26 protein-coding genes and 1 pseudogene are annotated in these 25,007 nt (G+C 68.5%); 17 read left to right on the top strand and 10 right to left on the bottom strand.

The window, feature by feature from the left end; translation table 11 throughout:
• Nucleotides 1-22: 22 nt before the first annotated feature.
• Both AU198_RS04965 and AU198_RS04960 read right to left on the bottom strand, forming a co-directional pair.
• On the bottom strand, nt 23-964 hold the full coding sequence (locus tag AU198_RS04965) for a M56 family metallopeptidase (protein WP_064346388.1): 942 nt from the start codon (nt 962-964) through the stop codon (nt 23-25).
• 14 nt (nt 965-978) lie between these two features.
• On the bottom strand, nt 979-1,395 hold the full coding sequence (locus AU198_RS04960; RefSeq protein WP_064346387.1) for a BlaI/MecI/CopY family transcriptional regulator: 417 nt from the start codon (nt 1,393-1,395) through the stop codon (nt 979-981).
• A gap of 218 nt (nt 1,396-1,613) precedes the next feature.
• Between AU198_RS04960 and AU198_RS04955 the strand changes: the two genes are divergently transcribed.
• Nucleotides 1,614-2,390, top strand: a complete 777-nt coding sequence (locus tag AU198_RS04955; protein ID WP_064346386.1) for a hypothetical protein — start codon at nt 1,614-1,616, stop codon at nt 2,388-2,390.
• A 152-nt stretch (nt 2,391-2,542) separates the two neighbouring features.
• Here the strand turns inward: AU198_RS04955 and AU198_RS04950 are convergent, their stop codons facing one another.
• Nucleotides 2,543-2,935 (bottom strand): rhodanese-like domain-containing protein, encoded by a 393-nt coding sequence (locus tag AU198_RS04950; RefSeq protein WP_064346385.1) that lies wholly within the window; start codon nt 2,933-2,935, stop codon nt 2,543-2,545.
• 63 nt (nt 2,936-2,998) lie between these two features.
• Between AU198_RS04950 and AU198_RS04945 the strand changes: the two genes are divergently transcribed.
• From AU198_RS04945 to AU198_RS04915, 7 genes are read left to right on the top strand one after another with little or no spacing between them, the layout of a single operon-like run.
• Nucleotides 2,999-3,403: a PaaI family thioesterase gene (locus AU198_RS04945; RefSeq protein WP_064346384.1), complete on the top strand. Its 405-nt coding sequence runs from the start codon at nt 2,999-3,001 to the stop codon at nt 3,401-3,403.
• Between the two features lie 50 nt (nt 3,404-3,453).
• On the top strand, nt 3,454-3,756 hold the full coding sequence (locus tag AU198_RS04940; RefSeq protein WP_064346383.1) for an urease subunit gamma: 303 nt from the start codon (nt 3,454-3,456) through the stop codon (nt 3,754-3,756).
• 8 nt (nt 3,757-3,764) lie between these two features.
• Nucleotides 3,765-4,079: an urease subunit beta gene (locus AU198_RS04935; RefSeq protein WP_064346423.1), complete on the top strand. Its 315-nt coding sequence runs from the start codon at nt 3,765-3,767 to the stop codon at nt 4,077-4,079.
• A 28-nt stretch (nt 4,080-4,107) separates the two neighbouring features.
• Nucleotides 4,108-5,841, top strand: a complete 1,734-nt coding sequence (locus AU198_RS04930) for an urease subunit alpha (protein WP_064346382.1) — start codon at nt 4,108-4,110, stop codon at nt 5,839-5,841.
• Between the two features lie 5 nt (nt 5,842-5,846).
• Nucleotides 5,847-6,482 carry an urease accessory protein UreF gene (locus AU198_RS04925; RefSeq protein ID WP_064346381.1) on the top strand — a complete coding sequence of 212 codons (636 nt, stop codon included), beginning with the start codon at nt 5,847-5,849 and terminating at the stop codon, nt 6,480-6,482.
• A 16-nt stretch (nt 6,483-6,498) separates the two neighbouring features.
• On the top strand, nt 6,499-7,173 hold the full coding sequence (gene ureG / locus AU198_RS04920) for an urease accessory protein UreG (protein ID WP_064346380.1): 675 nt from the start codon (nt 6,499-6,501) through the stop codon (nt 7,171-7,173).
• Nucleotides 7,173-7,799, top strand: coding sequence for an urease accessory protein UreD (locus AU198_RS04915; protein WP_064346379.1), 627 nt, complete (start codon nt 7,173-7,175; stop codon nt 7,797-7,799). The genes ureG and AU198_RS04915 overlap by 1 nt, the downstream gene beginning before the upstream one ends.
• On the opposite strand, the gene AU198_RS04910 is transcribed toward AU198_RS04915, so the two are convergent.
• The 3 genes from AU198_RS04910 to AU198_RS04900 all read right to left on the bottom strand — a co-directional run bounded on the left by AU198_RS04910 (nt 7,796) and on the right by AU198_RS04900 (nt 10,948).
• On the bottom strand, nt 7,796-9,169 hold the full coding sequence (locus AU198_RS04910) for an NAD(P)/FAD-dependent oxidoreductase (protein WP_064346378.1): 1,374 nt from the start codon (nt 9,167-9,169) through the stop codon (nt 7,796-7,798). The two genes, AU198_RS04915 and AU198_RS04910, sit on opposite strands and share 4 nt — an antisense overlap.
• Before the next feature lie 112 nt (nt 9,170-9,281).
• The gene (locus AU198_RS04905; protein ID WP_064346377.1) at nt 9,282-10,211 is read right to left on the bottom strand and encodes an LLM class F420-dependent oxidoreductase; all 930 of its coding nucleotides are present in this window, start codon (nt 10,209-10,211) and stop codon (nt 9,282-9,284) included.
• Between the two features lie 65 nt (nt 10,212-10,276).
• Nucleotides 10,277-10,948 carry an SDR family oxidoreductase gene (locus AU198_RS04900; RefSeq protein ID WP_064346376.1) on the bottom strand — a complete coding sequence of 224 codons (672 nt, stop codon included), beginning with the start codon at nt 10,946-10,948 and terminating at the stop codon, nt 10,277-10,279.
• A 137-nt stretch (nt 10,949-11,085) separates the two neighbouring features.
• On the opposite strand from AU198_RS04900, the gene AU198_RS04895 reads away from it, so the two are divergent.
• The 4 genes and pseudogenes from AU198_RS04895 (at nt 11,086) to AU198_RS04885 (ending at nt 14,254) form a co-directional block, all read left to right on the top strand.
• Complete coding sequence (locus tag AU198_RS04895; protein WP_064346375.1) at nt 11,086-11,889, top strand: ABC transporter permease; 804 nt, start codon at nt 11,086-11,088, stop codon at nt 11,887-11,889.
• Nucleotides 11,886-12,335: pseudogene (locus AU198_RS26990) on the top strand (ATP-binding cassette domain-containing protein); the annotation flags it as partial. The gene AU198_RS04895 and the pseudogene AU198_RS26990, both read left to right, overlap by 4 nt.
• A 39-nt stretch (nt 12,336-12,374) precedes the next feature.
• Nucleotides 12,375-12,938, top strand: coding sequence for a TOBE domain-containing protein (locus tag AU198_RS26985; RefSeq protein ID WP_502689267.1), 564 nt, complete (start codon nt 12,375-12,377; stop codon nt 12,936-12,938).
• Nucleotides 12,939-13,147: 209 nt separating this feature from the next.
• Nucleotides 13,148-14,254, top strand: a complete 1,107-nt coding sequence (locus tag AU198_RS04885) for an APA family fibronectin-binding glycoprotein (protein WP_064346374.1) — start codon at nt 13,148-13,150, stop codon at nt 14,252-14,254.
• A gap of 75 nt (nt 14,255-14,329) precedes the next feature.
• On the opposite strand, the gene AU198_RS04880 is transcribed toward AU198_RS04885, so the two are convergent.
• Nucleotides 14,330-14,575: a CDGP domain-containing protein gene (locus tag AU198_RS04880; RefSeq protein ID WP_064346373.1), complete on the bottom strand. Its 246-nt coding sequence runs from the start codon at nt 14,573-14,575 to the stop codon at nt 14,330-14,332.
• Nucleotides 14,576-14,847: 272 nt separating this feature from the next.
• Between AU198_RS04880 and AU198_RS04875 the strand changes: the two genes are divergently transcribed.
• A complete protein-coding gene (locus tag AU198_RS04875) occupies nt 14,848-15,864 on the top strand; it encodes a zinc-binding alcohol dehydrogenase family protein (RefSeq protein ID WP_064346421.1) in 1,017 nt (338 codons plus the stop codon).
• On the opposite strand, the gene AU198_RS04870 is transcribed toward AU198_RS04875, so the two are convergent.
• Nucleotides 15,861-16,334, bottom strand: a complete 474-nt coding sequence (locus AU198_RS04870) for a hypothetical protein (protein WP_156431490.1) — start codon at nt 16,332-16,334, stop codon at nt 15,861-15,863. The two genes, AU198_RS04875 and AU198_RS04870, sit on opposite strands and share 4 nt — an antisense overlap.
• Before the next feature lie 106 nt (nt 16,335-16,440).
• Here AU198_RS04870 and AU198_RS04865 point away from each other — a divergent pair, with 106 nt between their 5' ends.
• Entirely contained in the window at nt 16,441-17,019 is a 579-nt protein-coding gene (locus AU198_RS04865; protein WP_064346372.1) for a CGNR zinc finger domain-containing protein, read from the top strand.
• Nucleotides 17,020-17,021: 2 nt separating this feature from the next.
• On the opposite strand, the gene AU198_RS04860 is transcribed toward AU198_RS04865, so the two are convergent.
• Together AU198_RS04860 and AU198_RS04855 are read right to left on the bottom strand one after the other, a co-directional pair.
• Entirely contained in the window at nt 17,022-17,783 is a 762-nt protein-coding gene (locus AU198_RS04860; RefSeq protein ID WP_064346371.1) for a CPBP family intramembrane glutamic endopeptidase, read from the bottom strand.
• Nucleotides 17,784-17,794: 11 nt separating this feature from the next.
• On the bottom strand, nt 17,795-20,272 hold the full coding sequence (locus tag AU198_RS04855) for a phosphoketolase family protein (protein ID WP_064346370.1): 2,478 nt from the start codon (nt 20,270-20,272) through the stop codon (nt 17,795-17,797).
• Between the two features lie 82 nt (nt 20,273-20,354).
• Here AU198_RS04855 and AU198_RS04850 point away from each other — a divergent pair, with 82 nt between their 5' ends.
• The 3 genes from AU198_RS04850 to AU198_RS04840 are packed head-to-tail and all read left to right on the top strand — an operon-like array spanning nt 20,355 to nt 24,999.
• Nucleotides 20,355-21,230 carry a TIGR03619 family F420-dependent LLM class oxidoreductase gene (locus AU198_RS04850; protein ID WP_064346419.1) on the top strand — a complete coding sequence of 292 codons (876 nt, stop codon included), beginning with the start codon at nt 20,355-20,357 and terminating at the stop codon, nt 21,228-21,230.
• Complete coding sequence (locus AU198_RS04845) at nt 21,227-23,530, top strand: CoA transferase (protein ID WP_064346369.1); 2,304 nt, start codon at nt 21,227-21,229, stop codon at nt 23,528-23,530. Before AU198_RS04850 ends, AU198_RS04845 begins: the two co-directional genes overlap by 4 nt.
• A complete protein-coding gene (locus AU198_RS04840) occupies nt 23,530-24,999 on the top strand; it encodes an acetyl-CoA acetyltransferase (RefSeq protein WP_064346368.1) in 1,470 nt (489 codons plus the stop codon). Before AU198_RS04845 ends, AU198_RS04840 begins: the two co-directional genes overlap by 1 nt.
• Nucleotides 25,000-25,007: the final 8 nt, after the last annotated feature.

Genomic DNA, 25,007 nt, shown 5'->3' with positions numbered 1-25,007 from the left:
CCTTATTCGCGCGGGTTGTCCCTTAAGCGCTGAACAGCCGCTGCAGCTCGGTCAGCCACGGCAGCACCACCGCGACGGTCGGCACCACGAGCACCGTCGCCGCGGCCGCGTACGCACCTGCGGCCAGCGCCAGGCTGTTGGGCCGGCCCCCGAGCCGGCGCACCCGTAGCACGGTGGTCGGTCCACCCGCGGCCAGCGCCCCTGACGGCGTCCGGCCGGCCGCGCACGCGACGAGCGCGCGGGCCAGGGGAGTGGGACCCGCGGTGCGAACCGCCGCATCGTCGGCCAGCATCTCGACCAGCAGCCTCACGGCGTCCAGCGCGCTGCCGCTGCGGACGAACCGCGGGAACGCAGCATTCACCGCGGTGAACATCTCCAGCACGAGATCGTGCCGGGCACGCAGGTGCGCGCGTTCGTGGGTGAGGATCGCCCCGATCTCGTTGTCCGCCAACTTCGTCAGCGTGCCCTGGCTCACCACGACGCGGCTCCGCACCCCGGGCAGGCAGTACGCCAGCGGCTGGTCCACGTTGAGGATGCGAAGCCGGTCACCGGCGTGGGCGTGCGCCCATTTCTGCGACTTGCCCACGAGGTCGACGACCATCCGGTGGTGGGCGCGACGGCGTCGTGTGGCGATGGCCACCTGCAACACCGCCACGATCAACCGCGCACCGATCACCAGGGTCAGCGCGAAGACCACCACGTAGGCGATCCACACCGGCCAGCCCAGGACGGCGATCTCGCTGGTGATGGTGGCTGTCGGCCGACCGTCGGGACCTGGAGCGAACAGCCTGCTGGCGATGGCGATCCCGGCCGAGAACGCCGAGAGAACTGCGGCCAATGCGATGGCCTGCCACAGCACGATGGCCGCTCGCGGTGCGCGGAACGGCCACGACGCGCGCGCCAGGACGGCGGGCACCGGCCCCGACAGGACCAGCGCCAAGACGGTGAAGGCCAGCGCGGACACGCTGTCAGTCTCTCTCAGCCGGTGCCCGAATTACCAGCGGGCGGCGAGACGCGAACCTTGCCTTCCAGTTCGGCCAGTGCGCGACGCAATGCCGCGGCTTCGTCCGCGCCGACCCGCTCGACGAAATGCACCAGCGCGGCTTCGCGGCTCCCCGAGTCGGCGGCCTGGTCGAGCGCGTCGACCATCAGACCCGCAACGAGTTCGTCGCGGCCGTGGGTGGGTGCATAGCGGTGGGCGCGGTCATCGCGGTGCTGCACGACGAGGTTCTTTTTGGCCAGCCGCTGCAGCACGGTCATGATCGTGGTGTACGCCAAGTCGCGTTGGGCGGAGAGCGCCTCGTGAACTTGGCGCACCGTTTGGGGTTCGCGGGAGGACCACAGGTGATCCATCACCGCGCGTTCCAGGTCCCCTAGACGCGTCAACTTCGCCATGGTCCGTTCATCTCCTAGAGGCTATCGATCCAGCGTACTACGTCTTACTACCGTGCGTCGTATTTCGCCTGGTGGACAAGCCCCCACCGTCGCCGGCTCGAACCTCCGCCCGTGGTCACCGCCCATTCGAAGGGTGGTGTGAAAGCAGTCACAGGGCCTGGCCGTTGTGACGCGCCTAGTTATAGTAAGCCTTACCTAACTTGAATATGGGAGGCCCTATGACGGTATTGGTCGACGATCCACTCATCGCAAGCATGGCGATCCACCGGACGCTGCCGCTGCATGAGTCGAGTCGACGACTCCGTGAGCTCTACCCCGAGTGCCCACGGGTCTACGGCGTCGCGGTGATGCGGGACCTGTCCCGGCGGCGGTGGTGGCCGCTGGCCGATGCGCTGACCACGGACCGCTTGCAGACGATGTTCGCCCTGGCCGCCGAGGAGACCGACAGCCACGCGGCGGTCGCGCACCAGTTGGCGGCCACCCTCGCCCACGTGGTCGTCGGTCGCGTCGTACCGCTGGTCGTACTCGAAGGCCGCGCGTGGGACACCGGCCTGGAGAACCTGTGGGTGCACGTCGATTCCGAAGGTGCGATCGACTGGGTCGGCGTCGTCGACCCAACGCTGCGGGCCCTTCCCGACGATCCGTATTTCCACCACAGGCCCAATCGCGCCGGATGCTCGACGCGCGACGGCATCGTGGCGCTGCCCAGCGAGGCGGCGTTGACGACGTGGGTCGCGCACCGCAGCCACTGTGCGCTGGCGCCGCTGTTCGCCAAACTGGCCGACATCAGCGGGGGCGCGATGTCGGTCGCCTCGATGTGGCACGTCGTGGGCGGCGCGGTCGTCAGCGCCGCCACCCAGGTACCGCTCCTTGCCGGATCCAGCGAGTGGACGAGCATGCGGCGCGGCCAGGCCGTGCTCGATGCGCTCGTCGGCTTCGGGCTTCCCGTCCGGGGCACCTCGCGGTCAATCCCGGGAAAGGTCTTGCTGAATTAGGCAAGCCTTGCCTATGCTCTGACCAGAGAGCGACACGAACCACCGGACCGCGCCGGAGTCCTGAGGGCTGCAGAGACCCCCGGTCCACACGGAGGACGGGCCCCGCACCAATGGTGCGGGGCCCGTCCGCATGTGTGCCGAATTCCGGTACGTCAGGTGTTTTCGCTGCCGGACTGTTCGACGGCGCCACCGCTGTCGGCCCACTCGCCGAACGCTCCGAGGTTGTACACCTCCTGATACCCGAGCTCCTTGAGTGCCTGACCCGAGAGCGCCGAGCGCCCACCGGAGGCGCAGTACACGATCACCGGCTTGTCCTTGGAGAAGTTCTGGTCGTGGTACGGCGACTCCGGGTCGGCGCGGAACTCGAGCATGCCGCGGGGAACGTGGACTGCGCCCGCCACCTTGCCGCTCTTGTCCAGTTCAGGGGCGTCGCGGACGTCGACGACCAACGCGCCCTTGGCGATCAGATCCTTCGCCTCGTCGTGGGAGATCTTCGGCACCACGGCATTGGCGGCTTCAACGAGTTCTTTCGCGGTCTTGGCCATGGCTGACCCTAACTCCGCGCACCCGGCGCGGTCACGGTGTCGGACAGCGTGTAGACACGTTCCGTGACTTCCGACCTGCCTTCCGACCTGGGTAAGGGCTTCGACACCGAGCTCGGTCTGACCTATCTCGAACTCGGTCCCGACGGCGGCCGCGCACAGCTGACGGTCACGGACAAGCTGCTGCAGCCCTACGGCATCGTGCACGGCGGCGTGTACTGCTCGATCGTGGAGAGCCTGGCGAGCGTATCCGCAGCGGTCTGGCTCGCCGACAACGGTGGCGGGAACGTCGTCGGCGTCAACAACAACACCGACTTCCTGCGGGCCATCTCCTCGGGGACCGTCACCGCGGTGTCCACACCGATCCACCGCGGCCGGCGGCAGCAGCTGTGGCAGATCACCATCACCGACGACGACGACCGGCTCGTCGCGCGCGGACAGGTGCGGCTGCAGAACATGCCCGCGGAGTAACAGGTCGCGTGCGCTGCTGATCGCCGCGCTCCGTGGCAATATCGCCCACTATGCGTTTATCCCCGCATGAGCAGGACCGCCTGCTGATCTCCTACGCGGCCGAGCTCGCCCGACGCCGGCAGGGCCGTGGTCTGAAGCTCAACCACCCCGAAGCGGTCGCGCTGATCACCGACCACCTCCTCGAGGGCGCCCGCGACGGCCGCACGGTCGCCGAGCTCATGGCCAGTGGCCGCGAAGTTCTGCGCCGCGAGGACGTCATGGCGGGCGTGCCCGAAATGCTCGAGGACGTCCAGGTCGAGGCGACGTTCCCCGACGGCACCAAGCTCGTCACCGTCCACCATCCGATTCCGTGACCGGACCGATCGTGCCCGGCGAAATCCGGTACGGAGACGGCGAAATCGAGATCAACGCGGGCGCCGAGCGGCTCGCGATGGAGGTCGTCAACACCGGGGACCGGCCGGTGCAGGTCGGCAGCCACGTCCACCTGCCGCAGGCCAACGCCGCGCTGTCTTTCGACCGCGCGGCCGCGCACGGCCACCGGCTCGACATCCCGGCGGGCACCGCGGTGCGGTTCGAACCCGGTGTCGCCCAAACTGTCTCGCTCGTCCCGCTTGGAGGATCGCGCGAAGTGCACGGGTTGAACCTGGACCCGCCCGGGCGGCTGGACGAGAGATGAGCACGTCCGCCGAGAGCAGAGGAGCCTGATGACCCGGTTGCCACGCGCCAGGTACGGCGCCCTGTTCGGGCCGACCACCGGTGATCGGATCAGACTGGCCGACACCGACCTGTTCATCGAGATCACCGAGGACCGCAGCGGCGGACCTGAACTCGCCGGAGACGAGGCGGTTTTCGGCGGGGGCAAGGTGCTGCGCGAATCCATGGGGCAGGGACGTGCGACACGCGCCGACGGGGCTCCCGACACCGTCATCACCGGCGTGGTGATCCTGGACTACTGGGGAATCATCAAGGCCGACATCGGTATTCGTGATGGCCGCATCAGCGCGATCGGTAAGGCCGGCAACCCCGACATCATGTCGGGCGTCCATCCCGGCCTCGTGGTCGGGCCGTCGACGGAGGTCATCGGGGGCAACGGTCGCATCGTCACCGCGGGCGGCATCGACTGCCACGTGCACCTGATCTGCCCCCAGACGATGGCCGAAGCGCTCGGCGGCGGCATCACCACGATGATCGGGGGCGGTACCGGTCCGGCAGAGGGCAGCAAGGCCACCACCGTCACCCCCGGCGCATGGCATCTGGCCCGCATGCTGGAGTCGCTGGACTCCTGGCCGATGAACATCGCGCTGCTCGGCAAGGGCAACACGGTCAGCGCCGAGGCCATGTGGGAGCAACTGCGCGGGGGCGCTTCTGGCTTCAAACTGCACGAAGACTGGGGCAGCACGCCCGCCGCGATCGACGCGTGCCTCACGGTGGCCGACGCGTCGGGCGTACAGGTCGCCCTGCATTCGGACACCCTCAACGAGGCGGGCTTCGTGGAGGACACCGTCGGCGCGATCGCCGGCCGGTCGATCCACGCCTACCACACCGAGGGCGCCGGTGGCGGGCACGCTCCCGACATCATCACCGTCGCCGCACAACCGCACGTGCTGCCCAGTTCGACCAATCCGACGCGACCGCACACGGTCAACACGCTCGACGAGCACCTCGACATGCTGATGGTGTGCCACCACCTCAACCCCAGCGTCCCCGAGGATCTCGCCTTCGCCGAGAGCCGCATCCGGCCGTCGACCATTGCCGCCGAGGACCTGCTGCACGACATCGGTGCGATCTCGATGATCGGTAGCGACGCCCAGGCGATGGGCCGCATCGGCGAGGTCGTCATCCGCACCTGGCAGACCGCGCACGTCATGAAACGCAGACGCGGCGCGCTGGAGGGCGACACCACGGGCGCCAGGGCCGCCGACAACAACCGCGCGCGACGCTATGTCGCCAAATACACGATCTGCCCGGCGATCGCGCACGGCCTCGACGCCGAGATCGGATCGATCGAGGTGGGCAAGCTCGCCGATCTGGTGCTGTGGGAGCCCGCGTTCTTCGGTGTGCGCCCGCACGCGGTGCTCAAGGGCGGCATGATCGCCTGGGCCGCAATGGGAGACGCCAACGCGTCGATCCCGACCCCGCAACCGGTGCTGCCGCGCCCCATGTTCGGCGCGGCGCCCTCGGCGGCCGCCGCCACGTCGGTGCACTTCGTTTCTCGGCAAGCCGTCGACGACGGACTGGCCGACCGCATCGATGTGAAGCGGCGCCTCGTGCCGGTCAAGGATGTTCGCAACGTCGGTAAGGCCGATATGCCGCTCAATGACGCGCTGCCACGCATCGAAGTCGATCCCGACACCTTCACCGTTCGCATCGACGGAGACGTCTGGCAGGAGCAACCTGCGGCCGAATTGCCGATGGCACAACGATATTTCCTGTTCTGAACGCGATGACGAACTTGACCTCGCTTCTCGCACTGGCCGACTCGCGGTTGCCGACCGGCGGGCACGTGCACTCCGGTGGCGTCGAGGAGGCGGTCGCCAATGGGCTGGTCGCCGACGTGATCACGCTGCGCGCGTATCTGCGTCGGCGCATCCGAACTCAGGGTCTCGTGACCGCCTCATTGGCCGCCGCGGTGCACACCGGGACGCTCGGGCCCGCAGAGGCCGACCGCGAAACCGATGCCCGCACACCGGCGCCCGCCGCCCGTCAGGCGTCGCGCGCCCAGGGTCGAGGCCTCCTGAGGCTGGCCCGGCGGGTGTGGGCCGACGAAAACTGGGACGCGTTCGGTGCGACCCCGCACCTCGCGGTCGCGGCGGGATGGGTGGGCCGCGCGGCGGGGTTGACCACCGAGCAGACCGCGCTCTCCGTCGTCTACACCACGATGACGGGTTCGGCGACGGCCGCGCAGCGCCTGCTCGCCCTGGATCCCGGTGACGTCGCCGCGCTCACCTTCGAGCTGTCGACGCTGTGTGACCTCACCGCGGCCGAGGCGGCGAAAGAACTGGCCGACCTGTCCGACCCGCTGCTCGACGTGCTGGCCGAGCGCCATCACCGTCGCGAACGCCCGCTCTTCGTCTCATAGCCCCGAAAGGATCGTGATGCCTCCGCATTTCACCGACGGCGAGCCACACCGCCATCTCGAGCGACCCAAGCGTGCGCGACAGCCGGGGGAGCCGTTGCGCATCGGCGTCGGTGGTCCGGTGGGTTCGGGTAAGACCGCACTGGTCGCGGCGTTGTGTCGGCAGCTGCGCGACGAGGTGTCGCTGGCCGTGCTGACCAACGACATCTACACCACCGAGGACGCCGACTTCCTACGACGCCATGCCGTGCTGCCCGACGAGCGGATCGCCGCGGTGCAGACCGGCGGCTGCCCGCACACCGCGATCCGCGACGACATCACCGCCAACCTCGATGCCATCGACGACCTCATCGCCGGAAACGACCGGCTGGACCTCATCCTCGTCGAATCCGGGGGAGACAATCTGACCGCGACGTTCTCCTCAGGGCTGGTCGATGTCCAGATCTTCGTCGTCGATGTGGCCGGCGGCGACAAGGTTCCCCGCAAGGGCGGTCCCGGGGTGACCTACTCAGACCTGTTGGTGATCAACAAGACCGACCTCGCCCCGCTGGTCGGAGCCGACCTCGACGTGATGCGGCGCGACGCGTCGGCCGTGCGCGGTGAGCGCCCGTTCGTGATGATCTCACTGACAGAGGACCCCGCGGCCTCCGCGGTGCTGGACTGGGTGCGCGCCCAACTCCGGGTGCCCGTCTAGTGCGATCCGAGGTGCTGATCGTCGCGCGGCGGGACCGCCGGCCGCGCATCGAATGCGCGGGTGGTCTGGCCGCCCGGCTCACCGGACCCGACACCGTCCACCTGGTGTCGGCGGCGGCGACCCCATTGGGTGGTGACGTGCTCCATTTCCGAGTTGTCGTCGAACCGGACACTCGACTGCGGATACGCACCGCCGCTGCGACCATGGCTCTGCCCGGTGCGAAAACCCTTGATTCCCACGCGATCTGGGAGCTCGACGTTGCCGGCTGGCTGGACCTCGACCCGGAGCCCACGATCGTGGCCGCCGATTCGCGCCACCACAACTCGGTCCGCCTCGACCTCGGCGCACGGGGACGCGTCCGGATCCGCGAACGGGTGCAGATCGGCAGATCCGGTGAACGCCATGGGTTCTGGTCGGGATCGCTGCACGCCGACGTCGACGGCGCGCCACTGCTGCGGCACCGCATCGAGCTGGGCAGGGGATCGGTCACCGACGACGAGATCGGCGCGCCGATGGCCGCAATCAGCGAACTTAGCTACCCGGACGCCGACGTCGACACCGCGGGTGAACCGCTGGCGTTGGCCGCGGGCGGCTGCCTTGCGACGTGGCAGGGCGCGCGGCTCTAGCCGGCGACCTTCTCGGTGTCGCGTACGCCGGCCGCAATCTCCTCGAGCTCCTCGATTCGGGTGCGGGCGTAGGCCTGCTGCTCGGTGATCGTGAGGTTGCCGCGCTGCGTCGACAGGAACGTCACCGTCCACGACACCAGCGTGGTGAGCTTGCGCCGGAAGCCGACCAGATACACGAGGTGCAACACCAACCAGGCCAGCCACGCGATGAAGCCACCGAACTCCAGCGGGCCGATCTTCGCGACCGCGGAGAACCGCGAGACCGTGGCCATCGAACCCTTGTCGAAGTATTGGAACGGTTCGCGCTGCGTGGGATCGGCACCCTTGAGCTCGGCCCTGATCGCGTTGGCGGCATACCGCCCGCCCTGAATGGCGCCCTGCGCCTGCCCGGGTACGCCCTCGACATGGGCCATATCGCCCACCACGAACACGTTCGGATGGCCGGGCAGCGTCAGGTCCGGGTTCACCAGCACGCGCCCGGCCCGGTCGACCTCGCCCTCGGACTGCTCGGCGAGGTCCCGACCCAGCGGGCTGGCCTGCACACCGGCCGACCACACCTTCGTCGCGGACTCGATACGCCGGATCGTGCCGTCGGAGTCCTTGACGGTGATGCCGTTGCGGTCGACGTCGGTGACCATGGCGCCGAGCTGAATGTCGACGCCCATCTTCTCCAGTCGGGCCTGCGCCTTCTTGCCGAGCTTCTCGCCCATCGGGGGCAACACCGCGGGCGCGGCGTCGAGCAGGATCACCCGTGCGGTGGTCGAATCGATGTGGCGGAACGCACCTTTGAGGGTGTGATCGGCCAATTCAGCGATCTGTCCGGCCATTTCGACGCCCGTCGGACCCGCACCGACCACCGTGAACGTCAGCAGCTTCTCGCGTCGGGCCGGATCACTCGAACGCTCCGCCTGCTCGAACGCGCTGAGGATGCGCGCCCGCAGCTCCAGCGCGTCGTCGATGGACTTCATGCCCGGTGCCCACTCCGCGAAATGGTCGTTACCGAAGTAGGACTGGCCGGCTCCGGCCGCGACGATGAGCGTGTCGTACGGGGTGACGTAGGTGTGGCCCAGCAGCTCCGACTTGACCGTCTGGTTGGCCAGGTCGATGTGGGTGACGTCGCCGAGAAGAACCTGGCAGTTCTTCTGCTTGCGCAGGATCATCCGCGTCGGGGGAGCGATCTCGCCGGAGGGGATGATGCCGGTGGCCACCTGGTACAGCAGCGGCTGGAACAGATGATGGGTGGTCTTGGCGATCAACTTGACGTCGACGTCGGCTCTCTTCAGCCGTTTGGCAGCGGTCAGCCCGCCGAACCCTGACCCGATGATGACGACCTTGTGCCGATCAGATGCAGTGGCTCCGGGATGGCTCATGCTGGGCTCCTCGACGGTGCTTCCACGTGCAGTTCACTACCCGTAACGGTAGTCGCCTGAACACCCGATCAGTGAACGGGTTCGCTGTGTTATATCCCACCCGGTGCAGGGATCACCCGCCGAGCAGCGGTCGCAGCGCTTCGCCCACTGCGGTGACGCGGCCGGGATGGTACCCGTCGAGGCTCGTCACCGGGCTCAAGATCACCCCGTCGATACCGGCGTCGAGGACCTTGGTCTTGATCTGCTCGGCGATCTGGTCGGCACTGCCGAACACCGCCTGCTGTTTGAAGTCGTCGGGGATGACGTCGCCGGTGACGTTCTCGTCGATAATCGCGACGACGAGCATGCTGGTCTCCAGCGTCGCGGGGTCGCGGCCGATCTCCTCACAGCGCTCCTTGACCACCTGCACTTTGCGCGGCAGCTCGTCGAAGCCGGCGATGATGTTGAGGTGGTCGAAGTGCCGGGCCGCCAGCGGAATCGTCTTCTTCTCGCCGCTACCACCGATCATCAGCGGAATGTGGTCCCGGAACCGCGGTTCGGCCATGGCCTCTTTTGCGCGGTAATACTTGCCCTCGACCGTCGGGCGCTCGCCGCGCAGCATCGGCAGGATGATCTCCAACGCCTCGCCCAGCTTGTTGAAGCGGTCGGTGAAGGTCCCGAACTCGTATCCGAAGCTGTCGTGTTCAAGCTCGTACCAACCGGTGCCGATGCCGAGGATGGCCCGTCCCTGGCTCATCACGTCCAGCGTGGTGATCGCCTTGGCCAGCAGCGTCGGATTGCGGTAGGTATTGCCGGTCACGAGGGTCCCCAGCTGAAGCCGCTCGGTTGCCGTCGCCAGACCGCCCAGCGCCGTGTACGCCTCGAGCATGGGCTGGTCCGGCGTGCCGAGTCCGGGCAATTGATAGAAGTGGTCCATTACGAAGACCGAGTCGAAACCGGCCGCCTCGGCCTCCTGCGCCTGCGCGATGACAGTGGGGAAGATTTCGGCCACGCCCGTGCCGTAGGAGAAGTTGGGGATCTGGAGCCCGAGTCTGATGGTCATGAGAGCACGTAACCACACCTAAGCGGAGCGGTCCCCCCGTTTAGCTTCGGGCGAAAAGCGGAATATCAGCCGAAGTTTGCGAGCGCGCCTTTGCTGACATGCAGAACCTGGCCGGTGATGTGGCGCGCGGCCGGCGTGGTGAGGAACAAAGCGAGCCGCGCGATCTCGTCGGCGACCGGCGGAGGTGTGCGCGACAGGCCCTCATACCCGGGCTCGGCGCTTCGGCCCGAGGCCACCGCATTGACGGTGATGCCTCGCGTGCCGAAGTACTCGGCCTGACCGGCGGTCCAGTCCGCGAGCGCAGCCTTGACCGCCGCGTCCGCGGTGCCGACAGCCGGGTTCTCGGGGACCACATTGACGATCGAACCGCCCGATCGCAGATGGTCGCCGAGGATCTGCACCGTCAGCACGGCCGACACCACCGTCGAGTCCAGCGCCGCGCGCCACGCCCTGGCCAGGTCGGACAGCGAATAGGTACGGGGATCCCCGCCGTCCCACCCGGGGGCGGGCACATTGACGATCGTGTCGAGGTGGTGCGGGAAATGCTGTCGGGCCGCTTCCAGGTTGTCGGGATCGGTGTTGTCGAGCACGATCGCGTCGACGTCGAGTTCCTTGGCGGCGACCTCGAGTTCGTCGCGGCGGGCGCCCACGATCACGACGCGGTGACCGGCGTCGCGGAAGCCTTCGGCGATCGTGCGGCCCAGATCGGTGTCACCTGCGGTGACGAGCACCTCCATCGCGAGGACCTCCCTGTCGTGTTCGACGCTGAACGCAGCGATCCCCCAAATGTTACTGGACAGTAGCTACAGCACGAAACCGGCGCGCAGGCGCATGTCCCATAGGGTTTGGCCTGTGAGGTGCGAGGCGGGGCGGGTTGAGTAACCCGACTGGTCTTCCGCGCTGGCTGTACCTGCCCGCGGCGGTCGGCGCGCTGTTCGTCGCGGTGCCGCTTGTCGCGATCGCGGCCAGGGTCGACTGGCCGAACATCCTGCAGCTGATCAGCAGCGAGTCCTCAGTCAACGCGCTCCTGCTGAGCCTGCGTACGGCGACCGCGAGCACGGTGCTGTGTCTGATACTCGGCGTTCCGATGGCGCTGGTCCTCGCGCGCAGCGACAGCCGGGTGGTCCGGGCCGCGCGACCCCTGATCCTGTTGCCGCTCGTGCTGCCCCCGGTGGTCGGGGGGATCGCGCTGCTGTACGCATTCGGCCGCCTCGGCCTGATCGGCCAGTATCTGGACGCCGCGGGCGTGCAGATCGCGTTCACGACGACGGCGGTCGTGCTTGCGCAGACGTTCGTATCGCTGCCGTTCCTGGTGATCGCGCTCGAAGGGGCCGCGCGTACGGCCGGAACCGGCTACGAAACGGTGGCCGCCACTCTCGGTGCCCGCCCGTCCCGGGTGTGGTGGCGCGTCACGCTTCCGCTGCTGACGCCCGGCCTGGTCTCCGGCGCGGTGCTGGCGTTCGCCCGATCCCTCGGGGAGTTCGGCGCGACGCTCACGTTCGCCGGCTCCCGCGAGGGAGTCACCCGCACACTTCCGCTGGAGATCTACCTGCAGCGGGAGAGCGACCCCGACGCCGCAGTGGCGTTGTCGCTCCTGCTGGTGGTGGTGGCGGCGGTGGTGGTGTTGGGGCTGGGCACTCGACGGTTGCGCGGTGACAGCGCGTGGAGCGCGACATGACCGGCATCAACGTGCGCGCGGTCGTCGAACAGCGCGGCGTCGACGTCGCATTCGACGTCGGCGGTGGCGAGGTGCTGGCCGTGCTCGGCCCCAACGGTGCGGGCAAGTCGACGATTCTGCACGTCATCGCCGGGCTGGTACGGCCCGACGACGGTCTCGTGCGGGTGGGCCCCCGGGTGCTCTGCGACACCGAATCGGGTGTCCATGTGGCAACCCACGACCGCCGGGTCGGGCTTCTGATGCAGGATTCGCTGCTGTTTCCGCATCTCGACGTCGCCGCCAACGTCGCCTTTGCACCCGGAAGCAGGCGCCCCGAGCACTGGCTCGCACAGGTCGACGCGACCGGCCTGGCCGACCGCAGGCCCCGCCAGCTGTCCGGGGGACAGGCGCAACGGGTCGCGCTGGCCCGTGCGCTGGCGGCCGAACCCGACGTGCTGTTGCTCGACGAGCCGTTGGCCGGACTCGACGTCGCGGCCGCCGCCGCGATGCGCAAAGTGCTGCGCGACGTGCTCACGCGCGACGGTCGGTCCGCGGTGATGGTGACCCACGATGTGCTCGACGTGGTCACTCTCGCCGATCGGGTCCTGGTGCTCGAATCCGGTCGCATTGCCGAAATAGGTTCTGCAGCAACGGTGTTGGCTACCCCGCGGAGCGATTTCGGCGCCCGGCTGGCCGGGGTCAACCTTGTCCGCGGGACGGCGGACGGCCGCGGGGTCCTCACCACCCGGTGGGGCGCGGACTGGCATGCGAGCCCGGCGCCGCATACCGCGACCGCAGGGCCGGCGGTCGCCCTGTTCCACCCCACGGCGGTTGCGGTGTACCGGGACCGGCCGCACGGCAGCCCCCGTAACACCGTCGAAGTCACCGTCGCCGAACTCGACGGCCGCGGACCCGCTATTCGGGTCCGGGCCGAGGAGCAGCCCGACGGCAGCCCGGGGCTCGCGGCCGACATCACCGCGGATTCCGCAAGCGAGTTGAGGCTCGCCCCCGGGGAACGGGTTTTTTTCGCAGTGAAGGCACAAGAGGTGACGCTTCATTCGGCCCAGTAACGGTTACCCGAGCAGCTGCGAAAAACAGGCGAGCCACCGGCAGCAACAGCGGTTCGGCCAACCCGCGCCACGCGCGGGTACTCTGCTGTGTCAGCAAATCACAACGCGTCCGCTATCAGTGCTTATCTGTTTCTCAGCTATGTCTTATTTATCCTCATTTTCAGCAATTCACACTTGCGTCACGGCGGTAACACGGTAGTTTCATTCCCATGGATCAGCCGGACGCGTTTTCAGCCCCGCGCAGGGGGCTCTCCAGGACATTGGCGGTTGCGGCGGTGACCGGGGCAACCGCCATAGCGCTCGCGCTCCCGACGGTGGCCCAGGCGCAGCCCGAGCCGACGCCTCCGCCGCCCCCACCGCCGCCGACGGGGAACACCTTCCTGCAAGGTCCTCCGCCGCCTCCGGCACCAGGGGCTCCCGCGCCCGGCGCACCCGCTCCGGCACCAGGGGCTCCCGCGCCCGGCGCACCCGCTCCGGCACCAGGGGCTCCTGCGCCCGGCGCCCCGGCTCCCGCCCCTGGGGATCCGAACGCACCGGCGCCCGCACCCGGCGATCCGAACGCTCCGGCCCCGGCACCCGGCGACCCGGGCCGCGTGGACTCGGCAGCCGGTGGCCTCAGCTACGTCGTCCCCGCGGGATGGAAAGTCGCGGACTCGACGCAACTTTCCTATGGCCAGGTGTTGCTGACCAAGGACGCACCCGAAGGCGCCGAGCCGCCCAACGACACCAGCATCCTGCTCGGCCGGCTCGACCTGAAGCTCTTCGCGGGCGCCGAGACGGACAACACGAAGGCCGCTCAGCGGTTGTCCTCCGACATGGGCGAGTTCTTCATGCCGTTCCCCGGCACCCGGGTCAACCAGGAGACCGTCGAGCTCAACGCCGACGGCATGCCGGGCGTCGCGTCGTACTACGAGGTGAAGTTCACCGACACGAACAAGCCCAACGGCCAGATCTGGGCCGGCGTGGTGGGCAACCCGGTCGAACCCGGTACGCCGCGCGGTCAGCGCACACCGGAGCGTTGGTTCGTGGTCTGGCTCGGCACCGCGAACAACCCTGTGCCGAAGGAAGAAGCGGTGACGCTGGCGAATTCGATCCGGCCCTATACCCCGCCCGCGGCGCCTGCGGCCCCGCCCGCGGACCCCAACGCGCCGGCAGCCCCGCCCGCGGACCCCAACGCGCCGCCACCTCCGCCCGCGGACCCCAACGCGCCGCCACCTCCGCCCGCGGATCCCAACGCGCCTGCGCCGCGGCCCGCGGTCGGCGAGCCCGTCCCGGTCGCGCCGGAGAACGCGCCCGGAATGACGCCCCCGGCCTGACGTACAGCGAGGGCTTCCTCCACGGCATCAAGCCGTGGGAGGAAGCCCTCGAATCCGTCTGCGCTGCCGCGCCTGTCAGGGGCCGACCCGCGGCGGGTTGGCGTTCGAAACGTTCACGATGAAACAGTTCGTGCCGCCGAATCCCATGGCGCCGGCGGTTTGGCACCGCTCGAAGTTGCCGTCGGCGCCGACCGGTCCGTCGCAGATCGTGCCGCCGCCCCAGGGCGTCCATCCGCCCTGGCATCCGGCGTTGGCCGGAGCGGCGAAGGCGATGCCGCCGGCCGCCAACGCTCCAACCGCCAGTGCAACAAGTGTTTTCATCTCTTCCACCCTCTCCTTCGCTGTACCGGCCGTCGCGTCCGGTACTGAGTCCTCGCCGTAGCCGTACGACGGTTGTCGTTATCTCAAGGTTATGCCGTTGTTATCACCGAGGAATCAGGATTTCCCCTACAAGTGATCGGCCGGCGTATAAGGGGACGACGTGCCCACCCACCACCTCTGTCCGGTTCGCCGCCGCGGGCGTTAGCGTTGTTCGCTGTCAGTGAAGACGCCCAGGGGTGGTGCCGCGGTCACGGCGGCGCGACCATGTGGTGATGAACGTCTCCACCATGACCGCCTGGCAGGTGCGTCGCCCGGGTCCGATGTCAGCGCGGCCCATGGAACGCGTGCAGGTCGAGGTTCCGCGTCCGGGCACCGGCGAGCTTGCGGTGGCGGTGCGGGCATGTGGCGTGTGCCGCACCGATCTTCACGTCGCAGAAGGCGATCTTCCGGTGCATCGGCCCGGAGTCGTACCGGGCCACGAGGTGGTGGGTGAGGTCGTCGAGGTGGGGGAGGACGCGGGTACGGAGTTCTCGATCGGTGACCGCGTCGGCATCGCATGGCTGCGACATACGTGTGGGCGGTGCCGGTACTGCGTCAGGGGCGACGAGAACCTGTGCCCGGAATCGCGTTACACGGGATGGGATGCCGACGGCGGATACGCCGAATTCGCAACGGTTCCAGCGGCATACGCGCATCCGCTACCCGCGGGCTATTCCGACACCGAGCTGGCGCCGCTGTTGTGCGCCGGGATCATCGGTTATCGCGCGCTGCTGCGCGCGGACCTACCGCCGGGCGGCCGATTGGGCATATACGGTTTCGGCGGCAGCGCGCACCTGACGACCCAGGTGGCCGCCGCGCAGGGCGCCGAGGTTCACGTCATGACGCGCGGGGAGGCCGCGCGTGAGCTCGCAGTGAGCCTGGGGGCGGCGTCGGCCCAGGGAGCGGATGAGCGTCCGCCCGTCGACCTCGATGCCGCGATCCTGTTCGCACCCGTCGGAGAGCTCGTCCTGCCGGCACTCGAAGCGCTCGATCGCGGTGGCACGCTTGCGATCGCGGGCATTCACCTCTCCGACATCCCGACGCTGAACTACCAACGTCACCTCTTTCAAGAGCGTCAGGTCAGGTCGGTCACCGCCAACACTCGCGCCGACGCCCGAGCCTTCCTGGCTTTCGCAGGTGAACACCACATCGAGGTGACCAGCCCGCCATACCCGCTCGACCGGGCCGACGCCGCGCTGAGCGATCTGGCCTCCGGCCGGGTATCGGGGGCCGCCGTGTTGGTCGTCTAGAGCTCGGCCATCGCGGCGCGGAGTCGCCCCACGAGATCCCCGCGGCCGTACCGGTATACGGGTCCTGCGCCGTCCGCCAGCAGGATGCGAAGCCGCGCCATACCGCGTGCCCCGACCGGCCGGGGAGAGTGCAGTCGCAGCGTTATCTCGTCGATCACGTCCTCGGCGGCGGCGATGTTCGGGACGTGCAACGGCACCCGGGAGGACATCAGCGGGCCGCGCCCGCGGGCATCTCGCACGATCCGCCGCAGTGCCCTGGCCACCGCCTCGCGCTCGGCGGTAGACAGCAGCCGGGCGCAGTGCGCGGCATACGCACCGCTCTCGGGTGCGATGCCGCCGACGGCCGCCATCCGGTCGAACTTGTTCGCCCGTAGCCGCGCCACCATGCGCGCCCGCCGAGACGGGGCCCCGCGCCCGCTTCCTACGCCCACCGACGGCAGCAGGGTGTACGGCTTCGGGCTGTCCGGCATATCAATCCTCGATGAGCTGCGGGTGCGTGACTATCGAAAACTTTATAACGGTCATGCGTGACCGATCAAATTGAATCACTGGTCACTAGAACGCTAGGCTTTCTCTATGACTCGTACGCGGTGGCTCGGCGACCAGGAGACGAAGCCGGCGCCGCCGCGTCTCGCGCTGGTCCAGAACCTGGTCAACACGGCGGAGTTGCCGTCGGGCCCTGACCGTTTGGCCGACCCGGACGACGCGCAGCCTTGGCTGCAAGACAGGGGGCTACTGGCCCCCGGAGAGGGTGTCGAGGAGGCCGACCTCGAACTGCTGCGTGTCGTGCGCGAGGCCCTGCGCGCGATGCTGGTCCACAACGCCGGTGGTCCGCCGCCCAGCGCGGCGGCGTTGGCGCCGCTGCGGGCCGTAGCCGGTGGCCCCGCACGTGCCGAGGTCGACGACTCGGGGCGGATACGCCTGTCAGCAGTGGGAACCTCACTGCGCGACCGTCTGACCGGACTGCTCCTGGTGATCCACGACGCCCAGCGCGACGGCACCTGGTCACTGTTGAAGGCGTGCGCCAACGAGGAGTGCCTGTGGGCGTTCTACGACCGCTCCCGCAACCACGGCGGAACCTGGTGCAGCATGGCGACCTGCGGTAACAAGCTCAAGAATCGGGATTTTCGCGCCCGCAAGCGCGCCTCGCGCTGACGTCAGCTCAGGTGCCACACCAACGCGGCGGCCAGGGCGCCGAGCCCGTTCAGCGACCAGTGCAGAGCGATCGGCGCGATCAGGCTGCCGCTGCGGCGCCGCAACCAGGTGAAGACGAAGCCCGCAAAGCCGGTGGCGACCACCGCCAACGTCACGCCGGCAACGGTGCCCATCACACCGCCGCCGAAGATTCGGGTGAATCCGACGTTGCTTGCGGTCAGGCCCAGCGAGGTGGCGATGTGCCAGAGCCCGAACAACAACGAGCCGGCCGCGGCGACGCCACGCCATCCCCAGGCGCGGTCGAGCGCTCCGTGCAGCACCCCGCGGAAGGCCAGTTCTTCGGGGATCACGGTCTGTAAGGGAATGATGACCATCGACGCGATGAGGGCACCCGAGATCGTGGCGTAGTTGTTGTTCATGAACATCGGCCGCGTCCACGGCAGCAGAGCGCCGATCGCGATGACCGACACCACCAGCGCGACGGCGCCCAGCGCATAACCGGTCCCGGACTTCCAGTGCTCGCGACTCAGGCCGAGTTCGGCCCACCCCAGGCCGCGGGAGCGCACCAGCGCCACCAGCAGCAGTGCCGCCGCGGGGACCGTCGCCACACTGGCCCACGGCGTGGTGAAGTGCGCGATCAAGTTCGTCAGCGCCAACACCACCACGACCACCGCGATGTCGACGTACATACGGAAGTGGTGCAGCGCGGAGAGCTGTTCGACCAGCGGATGCGGGCGCTCGGCTAGGGCGGCTTGGTCGGACACGAAAATCCAGTTTAGCGGTCGTGTTCGCTGAGGGTGTCCTGCGACAGCGACGGCGCCTGGTAATCCGGGTCCCACGTCCACCCCGAGATCGCCGGATCGTCCTCGCCGTACTCCCGGGTGTAGCGCCGGGCCGCGAGCCGGGCATCGGCCATCTCCTGACGCAGCCCGGCCACGCTGCTGCCCAGCCCGTCGACGCGGTCGATCACGTCCATGACCAGATGGAACCGGTCCAGGTCGTTGAGCATCACCATGTCGAACGGGGTTGTCGTGGTACCGCGTTCCTTGAAGCCGCGCACATGTAGCTGGGCGTGGTTGGCGTGCCGGTAGGTCAGCCGGTGGATCAGCCAGGGATAGCCGTGGTAGGCGAAGATGATCGGCTTGTCCTTGGTGAAGATCGAGTCGAACTCGCGATCGGACAGGCCGTGCGGGTGCTCGGACTCCGGTTGTAGCCGCATGATGTCCACGACGTTGACCACCCGCACCTTCAGCTCGGGCAGCCGCCGACGCAGGATGTCGGCGGCCGCAAGCGTTTCCAGGGTCGGGATGTCGCCGGCGCACGCGAGCACGACATCCGGCTCCCCGGTCGTGTTGCTCGCCCACTCCCAGATCCCCAGACCTCGAGTGCAGTGCGCGATCGCCGAATCCATGTCCAGGTAGTTCAGCGCCGGCTGCTTACCGGCGACGATCACGTTGACGTAGTGACGGCTGCGCAGGCAGTGGTCGGCCACCGACAGCAGCGTGTTGGCGTCGGGCGGCAGGTACACCCGCACGACCTCCGGGCGCTTGTTGGCGACGTGGTCGATGAAACCGGGATCCTGGTGCGACGCGCCGTTGTGGTCTTGACGCCAAACATGAGATGTCAGAAGGTAATTCAGTGACGCGATCGGCGCCCGCCAGGACAACTCCCGACTGCTGTTGAGCCACTTGGCGTGCTGGTTGAGCATCGAGTCGACGATGTGGATGAACGCCTCGTAACAGTTGAACAGCCCGTGTCGGCCCGTCAACAGGTAACCCTCGAGCCAGCCCTGGCAGAGATGTTCGGACAACACCTCCATCACCCGGCCCTCCGGACCGAGGTTCTCGTCGTCGGGGGTGACCTCGGCGAGCCACGCCTTGTCGGTCACCTCCAGGGTCGCCGACAGCCGGTTGGATGCGGTCTCGTCGGGACCCATCAACCGGAACCGGTCGGCATTACGCACGATGACGTCGCGCAGAAAGGTTCCGAGCACCCGGGTCGCCTCCGTCGATTCGGAGGCGGGCTGGTCGACGGGCACCGCGTAGTCGGTGAACGGCGGCAGGTCCAGATCCCTGAGCAGCAGACCACCGTTGGCGTGCGGGTTGGCGCTCATCCGCCGCTGTCCGCGCGGGGCGAGCGCGCGCAGCTCGGGCCGTAACGCGCCGTCGTCGTCGAACAGTAACTCGGGTCGGTAGCTGCGCAGCCACTGCTCGAGCTGGGCGCGGTGCTCGGGGTTGGTGTGGGTGCCCGACAACGGAACCTGGTGGGACCGCCACGTGCCCTCGACCTTCTTGCCGTCGACCGTCCGGGGGCCGGTCCAGCCCTTCGGCGTCCTCAACACCAGCATCGGCCACACGGGCCGGAAGGTCTCACTCCTCAACGCGGCTCGTTCCTCGCCGCTTGATCGTCGCGCGACGGGCCCGCCCGGCTCACCGTCGAGGCGAGCGGCGCGCTGGATCGCGGCGATCTGGTCGAAGGCCTCGTCGAGGGCGGTCGCCAGTTGCTGATGCACGTTGGCCGGATCGTCCCCCGCCACCGTGATCGGCCGGTAGCCGTAGCCGAACATCAGCGACTCGAGCTCTTCCTGCGGAATCCGCGCGAGGACCGTGGGGTTGGCGATCTTGTAGCTGTTCAGGTGCAGGATGGGCAGCACCGCACCGTCGGTGACCGGGTTGAGGAACTTGTTCGAATGCCAACTCGCCGCCAGCGGGCCGGTTTCGGCCTCGCCGTCGCCGATGACACAGGCCACCACCAGGTCGGGGTTGTCGAACGCGGCGCCGTAGGCGTGCACCAGCGCGTACCCCAACTCGCCGCCCTCGTGGATCGAACCCGGGGTCTCGGCGGCGACGTGGCTGGGGATGCCCCCGGGAAAGGAGAACTGGCGGAACAGTTTTCGCATACCCTCGGTGTCTTCGGAGATGGCCGAGTACACCTCGCTGTAGGTGCCTTCGAGATACGCGTTGGCGACCAGGCCCGGCCCACCGTGGCCGGGGCCGGTGATGTAGATGACGTCGACGTCGCGGTCACGGATGACGCGGTTCAGGTGCGCGTAAACGAGGTTGAGCCCCGGTGTGGTGCCCCAGTGGCCGAGTAGTCGCGGCTTGACGTGCTCCGGCGCCAGCGGCTCGCTCAGCAGTGGATTGTCCAGTAGATAGATCTGCCCGACGGACAGATAGTTGGCGGCGCGCCAGTAGGCGTCGATCAGGTCGAGTTCATCGGCGGACAGCGTGGGGGACACGGCCTCGGCAGTCATCTGGCTCATCATCGTCGAAACGGGCGAAGGGGTGCCACTCCTGTACCCGGTGCGCGTGAAGCTACCCATTAGCCTGTCTGGCGTGTTGGGATTCGCAGTGCAACAGTTCGGGCCGTCCGCCCGGGCGGACCTCGCGCGCTACGCCGCCACCGCCGAAAACCTGGGCGCGGACAGTCTGTGGGTGGGAGACCGGCTGCTGACGGCGGTGCACCCCAGCGTCGGCTACGCGGGTCAAGACAGCATCCCCGAGCAGTTCCGCGCGGCACTGGATCCTTTCATCGCGCTGGCGGTGGTGGCCGCCGCGACGTCACGCGTCCGGTTGGGCAGCAGCGTGTTCGTCGCCCCGTGGTATCCGCCGGCGCAGCTGGGCCGGCAACTGACGGCCATCGATGTGGTCAGCGGGGGCAGGCTCGTTCCGGGGTTCGGCATCGGGTGGTCGCCAGAGGAGTTCTCGGCCGCCGGTGCCCCGTTTCGCGACCGCGGAGCCCAACTGGACGAGGTGCTCGATGCCCTCGAGCAGCTGTGGACGACGAATCCGGTGCAACACGACGGCAAGCGGTGGTCGATCCCGCTGTCGTGGGTGGACCTCAAACCGGTCCAGCAACCGCGCCCGCCGATCTATCTGGGCGGGTTCACTGGAGCGAGCCTGCGGCGCATCGGGACGCGCGGCGACGGATGGCTCCCGGCCGTACTGGTGCCCGGCGGTGTCAGTCCCGAGTTCCTGGCGATGCAGCGCCGCACCATCGACGACGCCGCCCGCGAGGCCGGCCGGGATCCGTCGGCCATCCACACCTACGTACGGATCAACGTCGCCGGGGGCACGCCGATCGACGCGGTCTCCGAGGCGGTGCGGACGCTGGCCGACGCCGGTTATCCCGATGTCTTCGTCGACCTGATGTATGTGGCCACCGACGCCGACGACCACCTGCGGTGGGTCGAGAGCCTCCTCGCGGCATGAGCGAACCACTGCTGGCCTCCGTGCGGGTGCTCGATCTCGGCGGCGCCGAATCCGACACAGTGAGCCGGCTGTACGCCGACCTCGGCGCCGATGTGCTCAAGATCGAGCCGCCCGGTGGGCGGTCCGACCGGCACGCGTTGCCGACTGTAGCCGGAGCGAGTATCCCGTTCCGGTTGAACAACGCGAACAAGCGGTGTGCGGTTCTCGACCCGGCCGACCCCGACGACCGTCGGGCGCTGTTAGACCTTGCGAGCACCGCCGATATCGTCATCGATAGCGGAAGATACGGCGGGACAGTCGAATTCGGGACATCGTGTTCTGCGCTAGTTCGACAGTTCAGTCACCTCGTGGTGCTGTCGGTCACGGACTTCGGCACCGACGGGCCGTATGCCTGCTGGCAAGCCACGGACCCCGTGCTGTACGCGTTGTCGACCGCGCTCTCTCGTACCGGGCCGACCGCGGGCACCCCGGTGTTGCCCCCGGCCGGGCTGGCATCAGGAACCGTTGCGGCACAGGCGGCATGGGCGGCGCTGGCCGCCTACTACCGCCGGTTACGCACCGGCACAGGCGAGTACATCGATTTCTCCCGGTTCGAAGCGGTGCTTCAGTCGCTGGATCCGCCGTTCGGATCGGAGGGTCAGGCGGCTGTCGGCATCAAGAAGACCACCGAAATCTGGCGCGGCAGGCCCCGTAACCAGAACATCTATCCGATCTTCGCCTGCAAAGACGGGCACGTACGGATCTGTCTGCTGTCTCCGCGTCAGTGGCGGGGCATGCGCGCCTGGCTCGGGGAACCCGAGCGATTCGCCGACCCCAAGTTCGACACGATCGCCGCGCGGTATGCGGCGTCTGGTGAACTCAACGCGCTGATCGGAAATTTCGTCGCGGCCCAGACCATGGACGCACTGGTCACCGAGGGACAAGCGCGGGGGGTGCCCATCGCCGCCGTGCTCACCCCCACGGAGACGTTGGCCTCCGAGCACTTCGGCGCGGTCGGTGCGCTGACGACCGCCCAGTTCGCTCCGGGAGCGGATGTCGTCACCCCGGTGGGGCCGTTCGTCGTCGACGGGCACCATCGCGGCCTAAAGCGGTTGGCCCCAGATTCCGGCGCCGACGAACCTGTCTGGGCCACACCGTCATCGGTGGTCTCGTCGCCGGACACCGCCGCATCGCAGCGCCCTTTCGACGGGATGCGCATCCTCGACCTCGGCGTCATCGTCGCCGGGGGCGAACTCGGCAGGTTGTTCGCCGACCTCGGTGCCGAGGTGATCAAGATCGAGAGCGCCGCATACCCCGACGGGCTGCGCCAGGCGCCGCCCGGTCAGGTGATGAGCAGGTCCTGGGCACTGACCCACCGCAACGAGGAGAGCCTGGGACTCGAGCTGCGGACTCGCGCGGGCGCCGACCTGTTCTCCCGACTGGTCACGGGCGCCGACGCGGTGTTCGCCAACTTCAAGCCGGGAACGCTTGCGTCGCTGGGGTTCTCCTACGACCGTCTGCGGGAACTGAATCCGCGCATCGTTCTCGCGGAGAGCAGCGCCTTCGGCGCAACCGGCCCGTGGAGCGGCCGCATGGGATACGGGCCACTGGTACGCGCGACCACCGGGGTCACCTCGCTGTGGGCGTCCGGCGACGGCGGCTTCTACGATGCGACGACGATCTTCCCGGACCACGTGTCGGCGCGGCTCACCGCGATCGCCGCACTGGCTGCGCTGATCCGGCGCGACCGCACTGGACATCCCGCACACGTCCACGTCTCGCAGGCCGAGGCCGCGATCAGCCAACTGGCGACCCGTTATGTCGCCGAATCCGCGCGGGCGGCAGGCCTGCCCGTCGCCGACGACACCTCGGCACACGGTGTGTATCCGTGCGCCGGCGACGACGAGTGGTGTGTGGTCTCGCTGCGCTCCGAGAACGACCACGCCGCGCTGAAATCGATCACCGGCGGCGACACCGTCGAATGGACCCGCGCCCGCGACAAGACCACGGTGGCGCGCACGCTGCAAGACGCGGGAATCGCCGCCGCACCGATGAACCGTGCCGTCGATGTGCCCGACGACCCACAGGTGCGTTTCCGAAAGCTGTACTCCGACATGGTGCATCCACTTTTCGATGCGCCCATGCTCACCGAAACGGGGCCGGCGTCGTACACGACTATTCCGCCCGCCCGGCTGAGGCCCGCGCCGATGCCGGGGGAGCAGACCCGTCGGATCTGCCGGCAGATCCTCGACATCTCCGCCGAGGAGACCGATCGGCTCATCGCCGAGGGCACACTCTTCGCATACCGAGAAAGGCCGTGATGGAACCCAGGACTCCGGTGTTGGTGGGCTACGGACAAGTCAACCAGCGCGACGAAAACCCCGACGTGTCGCCGATCGAACTGATGGTCGCCGCGGCACGCGAAGCGGCCGATCCCAGGGTCCTGGAGGCCGCGGACTCGGTTCGCGTGGTCAACCTTCTCTCCTGGCGGTTTCGCGATGCGGGATTGCTTCTCGCACAACGCCTCCACGCCGGCAACGCCGCGACCCGGTATACCGGGGTGGGCGGCAACACGCCGCAGTCACTGGTCAACGAGGCGTGCCGAGACATCCAGAACGGTCGGGCCGAGGTGGTCCTGATCGCAGGCGGTGAGACCTGGCGCACCCGGAGTCGGCTGCGCGCCAAGGGAGTCAAGCCGGACTGGCCGCGCCAGGACGAGTCCGTCCCGATGGCCCAGGGCGCCGACGAAGGCGTTCCCATGGCCGGACCCGCCGAAATCAAGATCCACCTGGACCGGCCGGCCTTCGTCTACCCGATGTTCGAACAAGCCGTGCGGATCGCCGCGGGCCGGTCCGACGAGGAGCACCGGCGCCGGATCGGTGAACTGTGGGCACAATTCAGCACGGTCGCGGCGAGCAACCCGCACGCGTGGGTCCGGGACGCGTTGCCGGCCGAGGAGATCTGGCAGGCCGGTCCGAGCAACCGGATGATCAGCTGGCCCTACCCGAAGTTGATGAACTCCAACAACATGGTCGACCAGGCCGCGGTGCTGGTACTCACCTCGGTCGAGAGGGCCACGCATCTGCAGATTCCCAGGGACCGCTGGGTGTTCCCGTACTCGGGTACCGACTCGCATGACACGTACGCGATCGGCGAGCGCGCGGAGTTCTACACGTCTCCCGCGATCCGGATCGGTGGGCGGCGAGCGCTGGAGCTGGCCGGGATCGGCGTCGACGATGTCGAACTCATCGACGTCTACTCGTGCTTCCCTTCGGCGGTTCAGGTGGCTGCCAACGAACTTGGCCTGCCGATCGGGGACCCCGGCAGGCCGCTGACGGTGACCGGCGGGCTCACCTTCGCGGGCGGCCCGTGGAACAACTACGTGACCCACTCGATCGCGACCATGGCCGAGCGACTCGTCGCCGCCCCAGGAGCACTCGGGCTGATCACCGCCAACGGCGGCTACCTCACCAAGCACAGCTTCGGGATCTACGGCGCCGAGCCGCCGCCACATGAGTTCCGTTGGGAGGATGTCCAATCCGAAGTCGACCGGGAACCGACTCGGACGGCGCTGGTCGACTGGACCGGGGTGGGCACCGTGGAGACGTGGACGACGCCGTTCGACCGCGAGGGCTCGCCGGAGAAGGCGTTCCTCGCGGTCCGCACGCCCGACGACTCCCGGGTTCTGGCGGTCATCCCCGATGCGGCCGCGGCGGCGGCGACGGTCGAGGAGGACATCGCGGGCGCCAAGATCCAGATCAACCCGGACGGTACGGCCGCAATACTGTAGACGGTACG

Origin of the sequence: Mycobacterium sp. GA-1199 (assembly GCF_001500045.1) — a bacterium.
Classification (GTDB): Bacteria; Actinomycetota; Actinomycetes; order Mycobacteriales; family Mycobacteriaceae; genus Mycobacterium.
Note: the sequence above shows the minus strand (reverse complement) of the source record. Positions and strands in the feature narration are given on the sequence as shown.

Coding starts and splice junctions, on each gene's coding strand:
- AU198_RS04960 (WP_064346387.1), bottom strand. CDS start 1,395: ATGGCGAAGTTGACGCGTCTAGGGGACCTGGAACGCGCGGTGATGGAT.
- AU198_RS04955 (WP_064346386.1), top strand. CDS start 1,614: ATGACGGTATTGGTCGACGATCCACTCATCGCAAGCATGGCGATCCAC.
- AU198_RS04950 (WP_064346385.1), bottom strand. CDS start 2,935: ATGGCCAAGACCGCGAAAGAACTCGTTGAAGCCGCCAATGCCGTGGTG.
- AU198_RS04940 (WP_064346383.1), top strand. CDS start 3,454: ATGCGTTTATCCCCGCATGAGCAGGACCGCCTGCTGATCTCCTACGCG.
- AU198_RS04930 (WP_064346382.1), top strand. CDS start 4,108: ATGACCCGGTTGCCACGCGCCAGGTACGGCGCCCTGTTCGGGCCGACC.
- AU198_RS04925 (WP_064346381.1), top strand. CDS start 5,847: ATGACGAACTTGACCTCGCTTCTCGCACTGGCCGACTCGCGGTTGCCG.
- ureG (WP_064346380.1), top strand. CDS start 6,499: ATGCCTCCGCATTTCACCGACGGCGAGCCACACCGCCATCTCGAGCGA.
- AU198_RS04910 (WP_064346378.1), bottom strand. CDS start 9,169: ATGAGCCATCCCGGAGCCACTGCATCTGATCGGCACAAGGTCGTCATC.
- AU198_RS04905 (WP_064346377.1), bottom strand. CDS start 10,211: ATGACCATCAGACTCGGGCTCCAGATCCCCAACTTCTCCTACGGCACG.
- AU198_RS04900 (WP_064346376.1), bottom strand. CDS start 10,948: ATGGAGGTGCTCGTCACCGCAGGTGACACCGATCTGGGCCGCACGATC.
- AU198_RS26985 (WP_502689267.1), top strand. CDS start 12,375: ATGCGCAAAGTGCTGCGCGACGTGCTCACGCGCGACGGTCGGTCCGCG.
- AU198_RS04885 (WP_064346374.1), top strand. CDS start 13,148: ATGGATCAGCCGGACGCGTTTTCAGCCCCGCGCAGGGGGCTCTCCAGG.
- AU198_RS04880 (WP_064346373.1), bottom strand. CDS start 14,575: ATGAAAACACTTGTTGCACTGGCGGTTGGAGCGTTGGCGGCCGGCGGC.
- AU198_RS04875 (WP_064346421.1), top strand. CDS start 14,848: ATGAACGTCTCCACCATGACCGCCTGGCAGGTGCGTCGCCCGGGTCCG.
- AU198_RS04870 (WP_156431490.1), bottom strand. CDS start 16,334: ATGCCGGACAGCCCGAAGCCGTACACCCTGCTGCCGTCGGTGGGCGTA.
- AU198_RS04865 (WP_064346372.1), top strand. CDS start 16,441: ATGACTCGTACGCGGTGGCTCGGCGACCAGGAGACGAAGCCGGCGCCG.
- AU198_RS04855 (WP_064346370.1), bottom strand. CDS start 20,272: ATGACTGCCGAGGCCGTGTCCCCCACGCTGTCCGCCGATGAACTCGAC.
- AU198_RS04845 (WP_064346369.1), top strand. CDS start 21,227: ATGAGCGAACCACTGCTGGCCTCCGTGCGGGTGCTCGATCTCGGCGGC.
- AU198_RS04840 (WP_064346368.1), top strand. CDS start 23,530: ATGGAACCCAGGACTCCGGTGTTGGTGGGCTACGGACAAGTCAACCAG.